This window comes from Rossellomorea vietnamensis NBRC 101237 (genome assembly GCF_001591825.1).
GTDB lineage: Bacteria > Bacillota > Bacilli > Bacillales > Bacillaceae_B > Rossellomorea > Rossellomorea vietnamensis.
In genome coordinates, this window is record NZ_BCVQ01000026.1 from 20,510 (window position 1) to 35,089 (window position 14,580).

Below are 14,580 nucleotides of genomic sequence, written 5' to 3' on the forward strand. Positions count from 1 at the left end.
ACACTCCTAGACGATGAATAGATAATGAAGCAGAAGGGTCAGGATGATTCCTGACAGTCCCCCGAAGAATACCTCAATCGGTTTGTGTCCCAGTAATTCCTTCAGCTCCTTGCGCTTCTCCTGTTCAGGCTTGTTCTGCCAGCCTTTAGCCTCTGACATGAATCTTTGGAAGTCCACCATCAATTGATTGAGGACGATCGCCTGTTCTCCTGCCTGCCTTCTGACACCCGTTGCATCAAACATCGTAATGATGGCAAACATGGCAGATACGGCGAAGATAGGAGAAGAGAGTCCCACTTCAAGGGCAACCCCGGTAGATAGTGCCGTCACGGCCGCTGAATGGGAACTCGGCATCCCCCCTGTTGAGGTGATCAATGACCAGTTCCATTCCCTCGTCGCGATAAACTGAATGGGAACCTTTACAAACTGAGCAAAAAAGATCGAAAATAAAGACGCCCATAATGGAAAATTAAACAGTACTTCCATGCTGTGAAATGCCACCCTTTCAATTGTTTGAATAAAAATAATGTTCTCATTATACCATACCCCATCCACCCCTCGTATAACTTTGAGGAGCAGATTGTTAGAAAGTCGAAATAATTGGACATCTTCGCTATAATAGAGAATGGAGGTGTCGGTAAACATGAAATTTTCAATCAATCAAAATGAAGTAACCAATGCGAATGGAGAATGCCTAGTCGTAGGTATTTACAATCAGCCAACATTCGAAGGGGAGCTAAAAGAGCTCGATCATAAGTTTGAAGGCTATCTAACACAGCTTGTGAAGGATGGGGACATTTCTTCCAAGAACAAGAAGGTATCCAAGATACATACGTTTGGAAAACTCGAAGCAAAAAGAATCGTATTCGTAGGACTTGGAAAACACAAAGAGCTGACATTTGATCTTTTAAAAGAATCATTGGGCTCTGCGTCCAAAACTTTAAAGAATATGAAAGTGTCCTCGTTTTCAGTCGCACTGGATACATTTGTTTCTGAGGAGATGGTGGCAACGGATGTGGCCCATGCCTTCATGGAAGCCTTTACGATGTCTACATATGAATTCGACGGTTATAAGAAAAAATCAAATGAACCGGAAGTACATGTAGAAGCGATCGAATTTTTTACAAAAGGAGATTCGAAGGAAGTCGAGACGGCTTTACACATTGGTTCTGCCTTCGGGAATGGAGTAAACTCAGCCCGTACACTGGTGAATACACCTGGTAATCTATTAACTTCTACAAAATTGGCAGAGTACGCTCTGGAATTGGCAGAAAGATACAGCTTTGAGGTGGAAATCCTCGACAAGGAAGAAATGGAGCACCTTGGAATGGGCGCACTTCTTGCCGTGAATCAGGGATCCGTGGAACCTCCCAAGATGATCGTCCTTAAGTACAACGGGAAAGAGGATTGGAAGGATGTCATCGGTTTAGTCGGAAAAGGGATCACGTTTGACACAGGCGGCTATTCCCTGAAGCCCAAAGATGGAATCGTCGGTATGAAAACCGATATGGGTGGCGCAGCTGCTGTTCTGGGTGCCATGGAAATCATCGGTGAAATCAAACCGGAGCAAAACGTCGTTGCCGTCATCCCGTCCACGGACAATATGGTGAGCGGCTCTGCATTCAAGCCTGACGATGTGATTACCTCCATGAGCGGTAAGACCATCGAAGTGTTGAACACGGACGCAGAGGGGCGTCTCGCGCTTGCTGACGGCATGACCTATGCAAAGCATCAAGGAGCCAACTATTTAGTGGACGTTGCAACCTTGACTGGTGGAGTCATCGTGGCTCTCGGTGAGGATAAAACCGGTGCCCTCACGAATCATGAAGCATTCTTCGAGCAGGTGCTGGAAGCTTCAGGGGAATCAGGTGAATTTATCTGGCGCCTTCCTTATACGGAAAATGATAAAAAGCGTGTCCGCGGAAGTGATATTGCCGACTTGAACAACTCACCTGGACGCGCCGGCCATGCCATCATGGGTGGAGCGTTCGTTGGTGAATTTGCCGAAGGTCTGCCTTGGGTACACCTGGACATCGCCGGGACGGCTACCACAAAAGGAAGCCATGATCTCGGTCCATCAGGTGCTACAGGCGTCATGGCAAGAACCCTTGCCTTACTGGTCGAACGTTTTGTCCCATTAGAGAAATAACGTCATTTGTACAATGGAAGAGTCTTGTTTCAGTGCCTGAGATTGTGGGCGCTGGAAGGGGGCTCTTTTTTTTATGGAGGATTTGGTGAGATGTGTTTCGGAGAGAAGTGAAATTTGGGGATGATTGGTAAATGACGCAAATAAAGAAAAAATGACGCGATTCCTTTTGAAATGACGCAATAAATTGAAAAACGACGCGATAACTTTGCAAAATGACGCAATTACCCCGACCAGGCCGGGGTCTATACGTACTTCATCGCTTGATGGAGGGGGATTGGCGTCGTAAGGAGATTGGATCCGGCCGTCGGTGGAAGGGAATCCAGCCGAAAATATGAAAAATCCAGCCGAATCCGGTTAGAATCCAGCCGACATGACGAAAAATCCGGCCGAATCGGAACCGAATCCAGCCGGAATATGAAAAAATCCAGCCAATTAACATACAATGGAATCCCCCCTCTGCAACCCTTGCCGTACCCTTCTCCACGCGCCTCCACCACCTACAAACCTATGAAAAAATTCCCACTCCATCTTTCACCCTGCTAAAGTGTTGACAAACTCTCTTTATCTTGGTAAAGTTGAAATCGTGATTTTATTACTCTACCAATTTAGCGAACTAAAGCAACAAAACGATACATCAAGATTTTAAGGAGGAAGCAGTTATGAACGCAGTTGTGATAGCGGTTCTTGTCATGCTCGTATTGAGCCTTGCGCGGGTGAACGTAGTATTCGCTCTGATTACTGGGGCGCTGGTCGGGGGACTGACAGGCGGACTGGGATTGGACGAGACGATATCCGTCTTTACAGAGGGAATCAGCGGTGGGGCGAGCATCGCGTTAAGTTATGCACTACTAGGGGGATTTGCCGTCGCGATTTCCTATACGGGAATTCCGAATCTGCTCGTGGACTGGGTGTTAAAGGTCGTCGGGAAAAAAGGAGATTCAAGAAAGACAGCCCTTTCGAAAGCACTTATTGTCATTTCTATTTTAATCATGGCTTGTTTTTCTCAGAATGTGATTCCGATTCACATCGCTTTTATTCCGATTCTCATCCCGCCATTATTGAAGGTGATGACGGAATTGCGTATCGATAGACGTTTGATTGCATCGGTGATTACGTTTGGATTAACGGCTCCGTATATTCTATTACCGGTAGGTTTCGGATTGCAATTCCATGAAATCATCGCTCAGAACATGGCATCAAGTGGAATGGAAATCAACCTGGGCGATATTCCGAAAGCCATGCTTCTCCCTGTAGGAGGAATGGTAATCGGATTACTGATTGCTGTGTTTGTGAGTTATCGCAAACCGAGGGACTACAACGAAGCGGAAGAAGTCGTTGCCGATGAAAAGGTTGTTTACAATAAAAGAGCGATGGTTTTCGCTCTCATTTCCATCGTAGTGGCCTTATACGTTCAGCTTCAGTTGGAATCGATGATCTTTGGGGCACTGGCAGGTATTGCCGTCCTGTATCTTTCAGGCTCGGTTAAATGGAAAGAAGCAGACGGATTGCTGAATGATGGAATGAAAATGATGGCCTTTATCGGCTTTGTCATGATCACCGCATCAGGATTTGCAGCAGTGGTAACGGAAACAGGAGATGTAGAAACATTGGTTAAGGCAACGGCTGATGTCATCGGCGGCAACCAGGCTTTGGCTGCCCTCATCATGCTCGTCGTCGGGCTTCTGGTGACAATGGGGATCGGTTCTTCCTTTGCCACCATTCCTATCATAGCGGCCATCTTCGTCCCACTTGCCATGGAGCTCGGATTCAGCCCTCTCGCAACGATTGCGATCGTCGGAACAGCAGGTGCCCTTGGTGACGCAGGGTCGCCGGCATCAGACAGTACGCTTGGACCGACGGCGGGACTGAATGCCGATGGACAACATAACCACATTTGGGATACATGTGTCCCAACCTTTTTACACTATAATATTCCATTGATCCTGTTCGGTTGGATCGCAGCGATCATTTTATAAAAAAAAGAAGCGGGGGCTCCCTCGCTTCTTTTTTTATGCACCAGCACTCATTCCCCATCACATCCAACGAATAATGACGATTAAATGGCAGCAATCCACCTGTCCAAGCTTTTCGTCAAAGACGAGGCGGACGCCATCGGGATTGAACGATACAATCGGCTGTACCCTTGTACCAATGGTTTGAAGTAATTTATGTACTTCAGGTACGTTCGATTGCTGTGCTGCATTCATGAATTTCGAGGAGAAGTCTTTGGATGTGTTGATTTTCTGAAGCACCTTCTGGGCATCTCCCAGTAAGTTCAACGTTTTACCTGCCGAAGACATGAATGTTTTGGTTTCGACAGGAGGGTAGTTCCGATGATGGGAGGGAAAGGGGTGTGCCCTCGAGTGGATCGGTGAGTAGGGGCGTTGAACTGGTGGATAAAAAGGGTGGTACCGATACATAACAGAAAACCCCTTTCGTTAAAAATGCTCTAAGGATATGTATGAAACTGTTTAACGGATTATTCATGGATTAAACGCAGGACGGTTAGGGCAGGGAAAATAGAGGATTTTCACGCACTTTCTCGAAAAGGTAGTAGAGAAGACTATGATATGGAGGAATTCACGTGAATACAGAGAACACATTGATCAGTGCGTTAGGGATTGAATTTGTAGAATTGGGAAAGGGGAAGGTCATTGCGACGATGCCGGTGAATGAACAGACGAGACAGCCGTTTGGCTTCCTTCATGGAGGGGCTTCGGTGGCACTTGCAGAAACCGTTGCGAGTGTAGGGGCGGTACAATTGATCGATCTGGATAAAGAAATATGCTTCGGCTTAGAAATCAATGCGAATCATATTAAAGCGAAGCGTGAAGGGATCGTCACAGCAACGGGAACGGTCATGCATCAGGGCAGGACCACCATGGTATGGGACATCAAGCTTACAGATGAGGACGATCAATTGATCTGTGTATCGCGCTGCACGATGGCAGTGGTACCGAAACGCTGACCGTACACACCCTTATGTTTATTCAGTGAAAAAATGGGAAATCAATTACTAACCAATACATTAGGAGGCCATACAAATGAGTTGGACAAAAAATGATTATCCTGCTTCACTGAAGAACCTGCCAAGAGACGTACGGAACAAAGCCATTGAGATAGCCAATGCCCTGTTGGATGAAGGGTATGAAGAAGGAAGGGCGATTGCTATCGCCACTGACCGTGCCCACCAGTCTGAAGAAGGAAGTGAACCGGACAAGGTTGAATATCACGTCACGCCCCATGACGACGGCTGGCAGTTGAAGAAGGCCGACGGAAAGAGGGCCATCCTGGTTGAGAGTACAAAGGACAAACTCCTATCGAAAGCGAAAGATTATGTGACGGATCATTCCGGGACACTGGTTGTGCATAAACAGGATGGAAGCGTTGAAGATCACTTGTATCAGCGCTAGGAAATAGAAAAAGGCTTGACCCTTCATAAATTGGGGTCAAGCCTTTTTGCTTCCTTATTGACTGTTCTGACGCTCATATTCTTCTTTATCCTTTAAGTCATCCCGTACACTTTTATCCCAAAGTTTGACGCCGGTATTATAGGCGGCACGCGAGATGAGGTGGCCGGCAACCGGCGCTGTGACAAAGATGAATACAATGGCCAGGATCAGCCTTGAATTGAAATGACCATGCTCCAGATAAAAGTAAAGAAAGGTGGCGAGCAGGATCGACATGACCCCGAGCGTCGCACTTTTAGAAGCAGCATGATTTCTCGTATATACATCAGGAAGTCTCAATACGCCAAAAGCCGTGACCAGGCTGAGAAATCCTCCAATGACCAAAAAGAATCCAATGAAAAATCTAATGATCTCGCTCACGTTCGATGATCTCCCCTTTCTCCAGGAACTTTGAAAAGGCGACGGTTCCGATGAAAGCAAGGATCCCGAGAAGCAGGATCACTTCCAGAAAAGCGTACGTATCGAGCATCATCGAGACGAGGGCAATGATGGCAATCAGGTTGATCCCGATGGCATCGAGTGCCACTACCCGGTCAGGGGTCGTTGGACCTTTCACCACTCGGTAAACGAGGCCGAGCATGGATATGGAGACGCATAATAACGTGATTTGAAAGATCAGATGTAACATTAGCGGCTCACCTCCATGATGGCTTTTTCAAAAGAATCCTTTATTTCATTGATGGCTTCATCGACATCCGGCATATCGATGGCATGAACATAAAGAATCTTCTTGTCGTACGATACATCCATGACCAGCGTCCCGGGTGTCAATGTAATCAAATTCGCTAAGAGCGTGATCTCCCAATCGGTCTTTAATTCTGTCGGTAAAGCGAAGATGCCCGGCTGGAAGTCCAACTTCGGTTTCAAAACCGTTTTCAAAACCGAGATATTTGCCATGATCAGTTCCTTCAGGAAGAGGAAGAGTAAACTGATCACGGCAGCCACCCGTAATAAATAAAACCGTGAGTTGAAAAATCTTCTGAATGCAAAGATAACAAGCAATCCTAGTAAAAAGCCAATAAAGAATGACTGAGAAGTAAAGGATACCGAAAGAAACATCCAGACAAAGGCCAGGAAAAAGTTTAATAATATTTGAAAAGCCATTCTACATTACTCCTTTAACACTGCGTCTATATAGAGATTCGGATTCACCAGTACTTCAGTTGCTTGTGAAAAGAGTGGACGCACCGCTTCTGCACCAAGTCCGTAACATACGGCCAGCACGACGAGTAAAGCAGACGTCATCCATAAGTAACGGGCGTCCCCCTTTGACACTCCGTTATATTCCTTCGGGGTTCCCCATATGCCATTCAGGAAGATCTTGATGACAGAGTAGAGCACCAACAGACTGGATGCGAGGACAACTCCTGCCCCTACATAGGCTCCTGCCGCAAAGCTTCCCCGTACGATTAAGAATTTCCCGATAAAACCGCTTAAAGGCGGAATGCCGGCAAGGGAGAATGCTGCAACAAGGAATGTCCACCCGAGCCAAGGATAGTGCTTGATGAGTCCCCCCATTTTCTTCAGATTGGCCGTGCCTGTGATGGCAATCATGACGCCGACCAGAAGGAATAAGGCTGCCTTGATGATCATGTCATGAACCAGGTAATAAACGGCACCCTCGAGTGCTTCAGGATTCATTGTCGATACCCCGAATAGAATCACACCGACAGCAATGACGATGTTATAAATGATGATCTTCTTAACATCCCAATAGGCTATGGCACCGATACAGCCGAGCACCATGGTCAGGATGGCAAGTATGCTCAAGATTTCATGGGTAAATCCGGTATAGTGATAGAAAAATAACGTGTATGTCCGGATAATCGAATAAACGCCTACTTTCGTAAGCAGGGCTCCGAACAGAGCGAGCACCGGTGTCGGTGGCGCATAGTAAGAGCCCGGCAGCCAGAAGTAAAGAGGAAAGATCGCACCTTTAAGGCCAAAGACCAATAGGAACAGGATAGCGATGCTCGTGATGATGCCAGGCTGATCCACTTCGGCGATTTTCCTCGAAATATCTGCCATATTCAGCGTTCCAACGACTGAATACAAGTAGGCAACGGTAATGACGAATAGTGCGGAGGAGATGACATTCACGAGAATGTATTTGATCCCCTCACGCAGCTGCGCCTTCGTTCCGCCGAGTACCAGCAGAACGTACGAGCTCATGAGCATGACTTCGAAAAAGACGAATAGGTTGAAGATATCACCTGTCGTGAAAGCCCCGTTCACTCCGACCAATAGAAACTGAACGACAGGATAATAGTAGAATCGCTCCCTGTCCACCCCGATCGACTTAAACGAGTAGAGAAGCACGATAAAGGCTATGATACTTGTCGTAGTCACAAGTAAGGCAGAGAGCATGTCGGAAACGAGGGTGATCCCAAAAGGAGCCTCCCAGCTTCCAAGGTTCACCGTCTGGATTCCGTCATGGTGAACCGTATTGATCAGAACGAGGGATGCTGCTACAGTTCCCAGTGTCGACAGGGCTGAAATCCCTCGTTGCAGTTTCACATATTTGCTGATAAACATTAAGATAATCGCCGTAAATAACGGGATTAGAATCGGTAGTATTAATAAGTTAGTCATTTCCTTCGTTACCTCTCATCTGATCCATATTATCCGTGCCAAGCTCCTGATATGCCCGATAAGCGAGAACGAGGAAGAAAGCTGTCACTCCAAAGCTGATTACGATTGCCGTCAGGATCAATGCCTGTGGCAAAGGATCGACATACGATTCAGCATGTTCCCCGAGAAGAGGGGCAGCTCCCCCTTTAAGACCACTCACGGAAAGGATCAATAAATGGGCACCGTGGCTTAACAGGGCTGTCCCGATGATGATCCGGAGTAAGCTCTTGGATAACATTAAGTACACGGCGCTTGTAAATAGGATTCCGACGACGACGGCCATGATGATTTCCATTATTCGCTCACCCCAATCGTTTGAATGATGGTCATGGTGACCCCGATGACCACCAGATACACGCCTGTATCAAAGAGAACCGCTGTGTGCAGCGATGTCTTCCCTAATAGGGGAAGGTGAAAATAATCGTACGCGTGGGTGAGGAACGGAACATCGAATAATAAAGCCCCGGCACCCGTGGCCACTGAAAAGAACAGGCCGATCGCCGTGATGATCTTGTAGTCCACCGGTAAGATGGTGGCGACGGTCTTGATGTCATAAGCGAGTAACAGTAATACAATGGCCCCCGACGTCATCAAACCCCCGATGAACCCTCCCCCCGGTGTGTAGTGACCCGAGAAGAAAAGGCGCAGCGAGAACAGGATGATGATGAATGCGACCACATTGGTGACGGTCTGCAGGATGACATCATTCGTTTTTACTTTTGTTTTCATCCTTCATCCCTCCTTGTAAGGCGCAATTTGATCATGGAGAATATGCCGAGTGCCGCAATCGCCAAGACGCAAATTTCAAACATCGTATCAAACCCACGGAAGTCTACGAGGATGACGTTGACCATGTTTTCCCCGCCGGCTTTATCATGGGTATTCTCAATATAATACTTCGAAATGGACTCAAACATTTTCGAACTGTAGGAAGAGATGGCAAATAATGCGACGACCACTCCGACCCCGATCGATATGAGTGCATTCCCGAGTTTAAACCGCATGCGTTCTTCATGCCTGCTTAATTTAGGCAGGTGATAGAAGCAAAGTAAGAACAGGGCCACCGACACGGTTTCAATGACAAGCTGTGTCAGGGCCAGGTCCGGAGCGCGGAATAATACAAAGAATAGTGAAACGGTATACCCTGCAGCTCCAAGCGAAATGATGGACGTCAGTCGTGATTTCGCAAACAGGATCGTGACAGAACTGATGACAAGGAGAAGCGCGATGGCAATCTCATAGATTCCGACTGGAGCAACTTCTTCCAAATTGATGGCGAACGCCCCATTGAACCACATCGCAAACAATGATATGGCAATCAAGAAAGAGAAGATGTACACCAGATACGTACGGATAAACCCTGTCATATAGCCACTTGTAAAGTTTTGTGCGCCACGCTCACTCTTGATGAGACCTCCATCATAGAAAGAATTCAGCGTAAAGCGCTCGGGGATCCATTTGTACACCTTTTTCCATGAAGGAAGGAGGAGATACAACAGGATACCGAATAGGATGACCCCGAATGTCATGAATAGCTCAGGTGTAAATCCATGCCAGAATGAAATATGCGTGTCGACCTCATATCCCTCCTGGATCAGGCTTGGCGTGATGGCCTCCACTGCCGGTGCGATGATCCGCTCTGACAGGATATTCGGGAAGAAACCGAAGATGACCACGAGTGAAGCCAGGATGATCGGTGAGATCAACATTCCAAGTGGGGCTTCATGGGGTTTCTTTTCAAGCTTTTCAGGCTGATGCTTCCCGGTAAAGGTTTTAAAGACCAGGATCATGCTGTAAATAAACGTGAACACACTTCCCACCCACGCAAGAAGCGGGAAGATCATGCCGAATGTATCCAGGTTGAAAATATCCATTTCAAGGACCCTGACCATCCCGGTAAAGAACATCTCCTTGGAAAGGAATCCGTTGAACGGAGGGAGTCCGGCCATGGAGAATGCTCCGATGATGGCGATGGTGAACGTGATGGGCATGAAGTTCATCAGCCCGCCAAGTTTTCGGATATCCCGGGTACCCGTTTCATGATCAATGATCCCGACGACCATGAATAAACTTCCTTTGAAGGTCGCGTGGTTGATCAAATGGAATACGGCGGCAAGTGTTGCCACCATATAAATGTTATCATCAAGCTCTGTGTAGTGAAGAGCCGCCGCTCCCACTCCCAACAGGGACATGATGAGACCCAGTTGACTGACGGTGGAAAAGGCGAGGATTCCTTTCAGGTCCGTTTGTTTCACGGCGTTGAAAGAACCCCAGAATAAAGTGAAAATCCCGACGCCGCCAACGAGCCACAGCCAAACGCTTGATTCTGCGAATACCGGGCTTAAGCGGGCGACAAGATAAATACCTGCTTTAACCATCGTGGCAGAGTGCAGATAGGCACTGACCGGTGTAGGTGCTTCCATGGCATCGGGCAGCCAGATGTGGAATGGGAACTGAGCTGATTTCGTGAAAGCTCCCAATAGTACTAGAAGCAGGGCAGGAAGGAAAAATGCCTGTGTCATAAGCTGATCAGCTTGTCCGACCAATTCCCTGATGCTGAAAGTCCCGCCCATGAGATATAAGAGCAGGAATCCTCCAAGCATGCTGAGTCCCCCGAATACCGTGATGAGCATGGATTTTTGTGCTCCATATCTGGAACGTTCCCGGTGATACCAGTACCCGATCAATAAGAATGATGAAATGGAAGTGAATTCCCAGAACATATAAAGGACGATCAGGTTGTCGGAAAGGACAACGCCCAACATCGCTCCCATGAACATCATTAAGTACACATAAAAATTATGTAATTGCTCTTTCTTCTTGTCTAAGTAATAAATGGAGTAAAGGACAACCAGTGAACCGATCCCCGTGATGAGCATGGCGAACAGCAATCCAAGGCCATCTACGTAAGCGGTGAAGTTGATTCCGAAGGAAGGCATCCACTCCAAGGTTTCCTTGACGGTATCCCCATTTCTCGTGATGGAGATGAATTGAAAAAAGTACGTGAATAAAGCTGCCGGCAATAATAGTACGAACCAGCCGGTATGTACATTCCGAAATGCTTTATATAGAAATGGAATAAGTATCGCAAATAAAAAAGGCGATACAATTGCCCAATGTAATAAAGTCATTTAAAACCCCCCTCTTATCATAATCGTTTATTCTCAACATGGTCTTATGTCAACCCTATACATCATTCGGCAACATTCTTCCTTACTCGACCGAAGCTGAACCCTAAAAAGCATTATAACGTAAAAAATAAATGCTTGCATTACTCAGCATCCCATACATATCACAACTTTCAAGAAGTATTAAATATGAAGATACGTGGAAATGCACGTGGAAAATTTGTTGGATTTTCTCCTCGAATTCCGACACTTCCAGAATAGTTTCGGTCAAATTGGAGAATCCTATCCATAAGGTGGTGAAGTTATGAAAAAGAAAACAGTAGCGGTTACGACCATATTTTTTGCTTTTTTTGGCTTTGCGTGGATGGTGGAAACCGAGGATCGATTTAATCGGGGGTTCATTGAGACAGAAGACCCGACGAGTATGAATGTCAAACCGGTTCAATATGGTGAATCGGAAGAAGTGGAAGAGGAAATAACGAAAGAACCCGTACGCGGGAGACAACCATTTGGATCCAGGGAATATATCAGAGTGGTACCCCATTCTCATTCCCTTCAATGAAACGGCCCTTTCTTCCATAACAGAAGGGGCGTTTTTTTGTTTAATGTCCGACAGGGGTAGATAGGTATATAGTCATTGTCCCTTCTGTTTCTATACCCTTTTCAAGCTATCCATAAACGATTATGATGAGAGTGGATGAAGAATCGTTATGGGAGAGTTTTAAGTGAAAAATACATACTTAACAAGTTATTTACCCCTTTTTTCGATACTATTGTTTAGTCTCACGTTTTCCGTTTATGGAGTGGGAGTCTTCGTGGACGTATTTAAAAAAATCGGTGTCTACCCGGGCATGAGGGAGTTTTTATCCGATATACAGCTTAAGCTTGCCATTTTGATCTTGTTAATGGTCGCCTTTTTTATGGTGTTCGCGGCTTTAAAACTGATTGCTGAGACCATTAACGGGGTCTCCATGCTGTTTTTTGCCACGGATTCAGATGGGCAGTTGTATAATCTTGTCCGTACAGGCTCGATGATTTACTTCATCGGGGGCTTGGTGTCTGTGGTGAGCCTTAAGTCTTTTATAGGGCTTTTCATCATTTTTGCCCTAAGCTCACTCGCTTATTTTATCTACTTTGTGTATAAAATAAGTCCGTCCCTCTCAAAATGGGGGATCTTCGGAGTGGTGAGTTTGCAGGTATTCTCATGGTCTTCGTTATTTTTGACGATCTTCTTTGTTTTTTTGAAGCTCTATAACGGAGTGATGGCCAGCCTGCCGATTATGTCGAAGGTGAAATTATAATAGAAAAAGCGTCTTCAGCACATGCTGCAGACGCTTTTTTACTATAAAGTCATTCCATGATTTCCTGCCAGACTTTATGGCTTGGACGCTGGCGTTCGATTTCACTCATATCACGTGGGATATCATGGCCGACCCAAACGCCTGTCGTAAGGGTGTCGGTCAAACCCATCACCCAGTAATCATGATAGTTATTGGTCGTGCCGGTTTTGATCCCTACATATGGCTTGGATACATACGCGGCTCTTCCGGTTCCGGCTGTCGCCCCTTCATTGAGCATTTTTCTTACTTTGGCAGTGGTGTCTGCCGACCAGACTTTCTTCGGGTCCTTTTTCCATTGATAAAGAATCTTTCCGTGACTGTCCCTGACGGAAATGATGGCATGACTCTCCTGATAACTGCCGTCAATAAAAGAGGTATAGGCATCCGTCAATTCCAGGGGACTCATTCCATAAGTGAAGCCGCCAACGGAAGAGGCGAAGGTTTTATCTTCTTTGATCACCCTTTCAAAGGAAAAAGTGGAGATGGATTGGAAGGCTTTATCTATGCCGACTTTTTCCATTAGACGAAGCGCCGAGCCGTTATAGGATTGTGCCAGGGATTGTTTCAATGTCACCGTACCTGGCTGGATTCCTCCATAGTTGATCGGACAATACTCGCCGACACAGTATTGATTGGCATTGACTTTGTCATTGATCCCTGCCTTGAATGTCTCTATATATGGACCGTACACGAGCAGCGGTTTGATAACCGAACCGGGCTGCCGGAAGGCTTGAAACGCATGATTGAAATTATATTTCTGGTAGTCCCTGCCCCCGGAGAGGGCGACAATCATTCTGGACTTGTTGTCGATGGTGACGGTGGCTCCCTGTAAGTCTTCATTCAGCTGATCATTCAAAGCCCGAACACTTTTTTGTTGAAGAGCGGGCTGCAACGCCGTTTGAATCCTGACACCTGACGAAATCACGTCTTGGAATCGTTCCTCGAGCTTCCCGGCGATCCGATTCCTTTCCTCTTCAGAAGCGGCGTTCTCCAGTTCCAGCTTATATCCTTCGTTTAGAGCGATCAGTTCCTTCAGCTCGTTTTCTACATAAAAGGCATAGTCGGGATAGAGGTCGGTCTTCTTGCGGACATTCAGGGTGATCGGCATTTTTTTTAATTTCTCCGCTTCATCCTTCGATAACTTTGACGTGTTTACAAGAATATCGAGCAGACGCTCCTGACGAACCTTCGTTTGATCGAAATGGTCAAGGGGATCATATTTACCCGGATTATTCGGGATCGAAGCGATGAACGCCATCTCCGCCTGGTTAAGGTCGGTAACGCTTTTTTGAAAATAGTATTGGGAGGCTGTTTCAATCCCGTATACTCCATTACTGAAGTAAATGACGTTCATATATAACTCAAGTATTTCATCCTTTGATAAGGATTGTTCAATTTCATGGGCATAAAACAACTCTGTCAGTTTACGATTATAGGTTTTCTCCTGACCCAGATAAAGGTTTCGGGCGAGCTGCTGGGTAATGGTGCTCCCGCCCTGTTGGATATGGGTGAACACCAGATTCTTCACGACGGCCCGGAGGATTGCGCCAGCATCGAAACCGACGTGTTCGTAAAAATGCTGATCTTCAGATGCGACCAGAATATCCTTTAGGAATGGGGGGATCTTCTCGTCCGGCACATATAGACGGTAAGGGCGGTTCACTTCTGAAAAGACCTTACCGTCCCCATCAAGAAGTAAGCTTGTACGATTCAGGTCGATGGAATCGGTACTCACGGCATGCTCCAACTCCTGTTGAAAGCTTTGTACCTTGTTCCATTCACCCGTCGCAAAAAATAACGTGGTGAAGAAGATGAGCATAAAACTAATCACCGTTATATAACCTGCAAAAACTCTCATATTT

The 14,580-nt window shown here is 46.4% G+C and carries 17 protein-coding genes; 6 read left to right on the forward strand and 11 right to left on the reverse strand.

Annotated elements, in window-relative coordinates; translation table 11 throughout:
• Positions 1-6: 6 nt before the first annotated feature.
• A complete protein-coding gene (locus tag BVI01S_RS13790; protein ID WP_034763787.1) occupies positions 7-486 on the reverse strand; it encodes a divergent PAP2 family protein in 480 nt (159 codons plus the stop codon).
• A 157-nt stretch (positions 487-643) separates the two neighbouring features.
• Here BVI01S_RS13790 and BVI01S_RS13795 point away from each other — a divergent pair, with 157 nt between their 5' ends.
• Complete coding sequence (locus BVI01S_RS13795; RefSeq protein ID WP_061810636.1) at positions 644-2,149, forward strand: leucyl aminopeptidase; 1,506 nt, start codon at positions 644-646, stop codon at positions 2,147-2,149.
• A 253-nt stretch (positions 2,150-2,402) separates the two neighbouring features.
• Here BVI01S_RS13795 and BVI01S_RS13800 read toward each other — a convergent pair whose 3' ends face one another.
• Complete coding sequence (locus tag BVI01S_RS13800; RefSeq protein ID WP_156477333.1) at positions 2,403-2,633, reverse strand: hypothetical protein; 231 nt, start codon at positions 2,631-2,633, stop codon at positions 2,403-2,405.
• A 175-nt stretch (positions 2,634-2,808) separates the two neighbouring features.
• Here BVI01S_RS13800 and BVI01S_RS13805 point away from each other — a divergent pair, with 175 nt between their 5' ends.
• Positions 2,809-4,125 carry a Na+/H+ antiporter family protein gene (locus BVI01S_RS13805; RefSeq protein WP_034763791.1) on the forward strand — a complete coding sequence of 439 codons (1,317 nt, stop codon included), beginning with the start codon at positions 2,809-2,811 and terminating at the stop codon, positions 4,123-4,125.
• A 57-nt stretch (positions 4,126-4,182) separates the two neighbouring features.
• On the opposite strand, the gene BVI01S_RS13810 is transcribed toward BVI01S_RS13805, so the two are convergent.
• On the reverse strand, positions 4,183-4,569 hold the full coding sequence (locus tag BVI01S_RS13810; RefSeq protein WP_061810638.1) for a YuzC family spore coat inner layer protein: 387 nt from the start codon (positions 4,567-4,569) through the stop codon (positions 4,183-4,185).
• Between the two features lie 164 nt (positions 4,570-4,733).
• Between BVI01S_RS13810 and BVI01S_RS13815 the strand changes: the two genes are divergently transcribed.
• Positions 4,734-5,117, forward strand: a complete 384-nt coding sequence (locus tag BVI01S_RS13815) for a PaaI family thioesterase (protein WP_034763794.1) — start codon at positions 4,734-4,736, stop codon at positions 5,115-5,117.
• 76 nt (positions 5,118-5,193) lie between these two features.
• Positions 5,194-5,562, forward strand: coding sequence for a DUF2188 domain-containing protein (locus BVI01S_RS13820; RefSeq protein ID WP_061810640.1), 369 nt, complete (start codon positions 5,194-5,196; stop codon positions 5,560-5,562).
• Positions 5,563-5,616: 54 nt separating this feature from the next.
• Here the strand turns inward: BVI01S_RS13820 and mnhG are convergent, their stop codons facing one another.
• The 7 genes from mnhG to BVI01S_RS13855 are packed head-to-tail and all read right to left on the reverse strand — an operon-like array spanning position 5,617 to position 11,381.
• On the reverse strand, positions 5,617-5,979 hold the full coding sequence (gene mnhG, locus BVI01S_RS13825; RefSeq protein WP_034763800.1) for a monovalent cation/H(+) antiporter subunit G: 363 nt from the start codon (positions 5,977-5,979) through the stop codon (positions 5,617-5,619).
• Positions 5,963-6,247: a Na(+)/H(+) antiporter subunit F1 gene (locus tag BVI01S_RS13830; protein ID WP_061810642.1), complete on the reverse strand. Its 285-nt coding sequence runs from the start codon at positions 6,245-6,247 to the stop codon at positions 5,963-5,965. Before BVI01S_RS13830 ends, mnhG begins: the two co-directional genes overlap by 17 nt.
• Complete coding sequence (locus BVI01S_RS13835) at positions 6,247-6,723, reverse strand: Na+/H+ antiporter subunit E (RefSeq protein WP_061810643.1); 477 nt, start codon at positions 6,721-6,723, stop codon at positions 6,247-6,249. The genes BVI01S_RS13830 and BVI01S_RS13835 overlap by 1 nt, the downstream gene beginning before the upstream one ends.
• A 6-nt stretch (positions 6,724-6,729) precedes the next feature.
• Positions 6,730-8,211 carry a Na+/H+ antiporter subunit D gene (locus BVI01S_RS13840; protein WP_034763807.1) on the reverse strand — a complete coding sequence of 494 codons (1,482 nt, stop codon included), beginning with the start codon at positions 8,209-8,211 and terminating at the stop codon, positions 6,730-6,732.
• On the reverse strand, positions 8,204-8,545 hold the full coding sequence (locus BVI01S_RS13845; protein ID WP_034763810.1) for a Na(+)/H(+) antiporter subunit C: 342 nt from the start codon (positions 8,543-8,545) through the stop codon (positions 8,204-8,206). The genes BVI01S_RS13840 and BVI01S_RS13845 overlap by 8 nt, the downstream gene beginning before the upstream one ends.
• On the reverse strand, positions 8,545-8,979 hold the full coding sequence (locus tag BVI01S_RS13850; RefSeq protein ID WP_034763813.1) for a Na(+)/H(+) antiporter subunit B: 435 nt from the start codon (positions 8,977-8,979) through the stop codon (positions 8,545-8,547). The genes BVI01S_RS13845 and BVI01S_RS13850 overlap by 1 nt, the downstream gene beginning before the upstream one ends.
• Positions 8,976-11,381 (reverse strand): Na+/H+ antiporter subunit A, encoded by a 2,406-nt coding sequence (locus BVI01S_RS13855; RefSeq protein WP_061810644.1) that lies wholly within the window; start codon positions 11,379-11,381, stop codon positions 8,976-8,978. Before BVI01S_RS13855 ends, BVI01S_RS13850 begins: the two co-directional genes overlap by 4 nt.
• A 301-nt stretch (positions 11,382-11,682) precedes the next feature.
• Between BVI01S_RS13855 and BVI01S_RS13860 the strand changes: the two genes are divergently transcribed.
• Positions 11,683-11,940: a hypothetical protein gene (locus BVI01S_RS13860; RefSeq protein ID WP_034763817.1), complete on the forward strand. Its 258-nt coding sequence runs from the start codon at positions 11,683-11,685 to the stop codon at positions 11,938-11,940.
• A 163-nt stretch (positions 11,941-12,103) separates the two neighbouring features.
• Positions 12,104-12,679 carry a DUF5366 family protein gene (locus tag BVI01S_RS13865; protein ID WP_034763820.1) on the forward strand — a complete coding sequence of 192 codons (576 nt, stop codon included), beginning with the start codon at positions 12,104-12,106 and terminating at the stop codon, positions 12,677-12,679.
• Positions 12,680-12,728: 49 nt separating this feature from the next.
• On the opposite strand, the gene BVI01S_RS13870 is transcribed toward BVI01S_RS13865, so the two are convergent.
• Positions 12,729-14,549, reverse strand: a complete 1,821-nt coding sequence (locus BVI01S_RS13870; RefSeq protein ID WP_244886942.1) for a transglycosylase domain-containing protein — start codon at positions 14,547-14,549, stop codon at positions 12,729-12,731.
• Between the last annotated feature and the right edge of the window lie 31 nt (positions 14,550-14,580).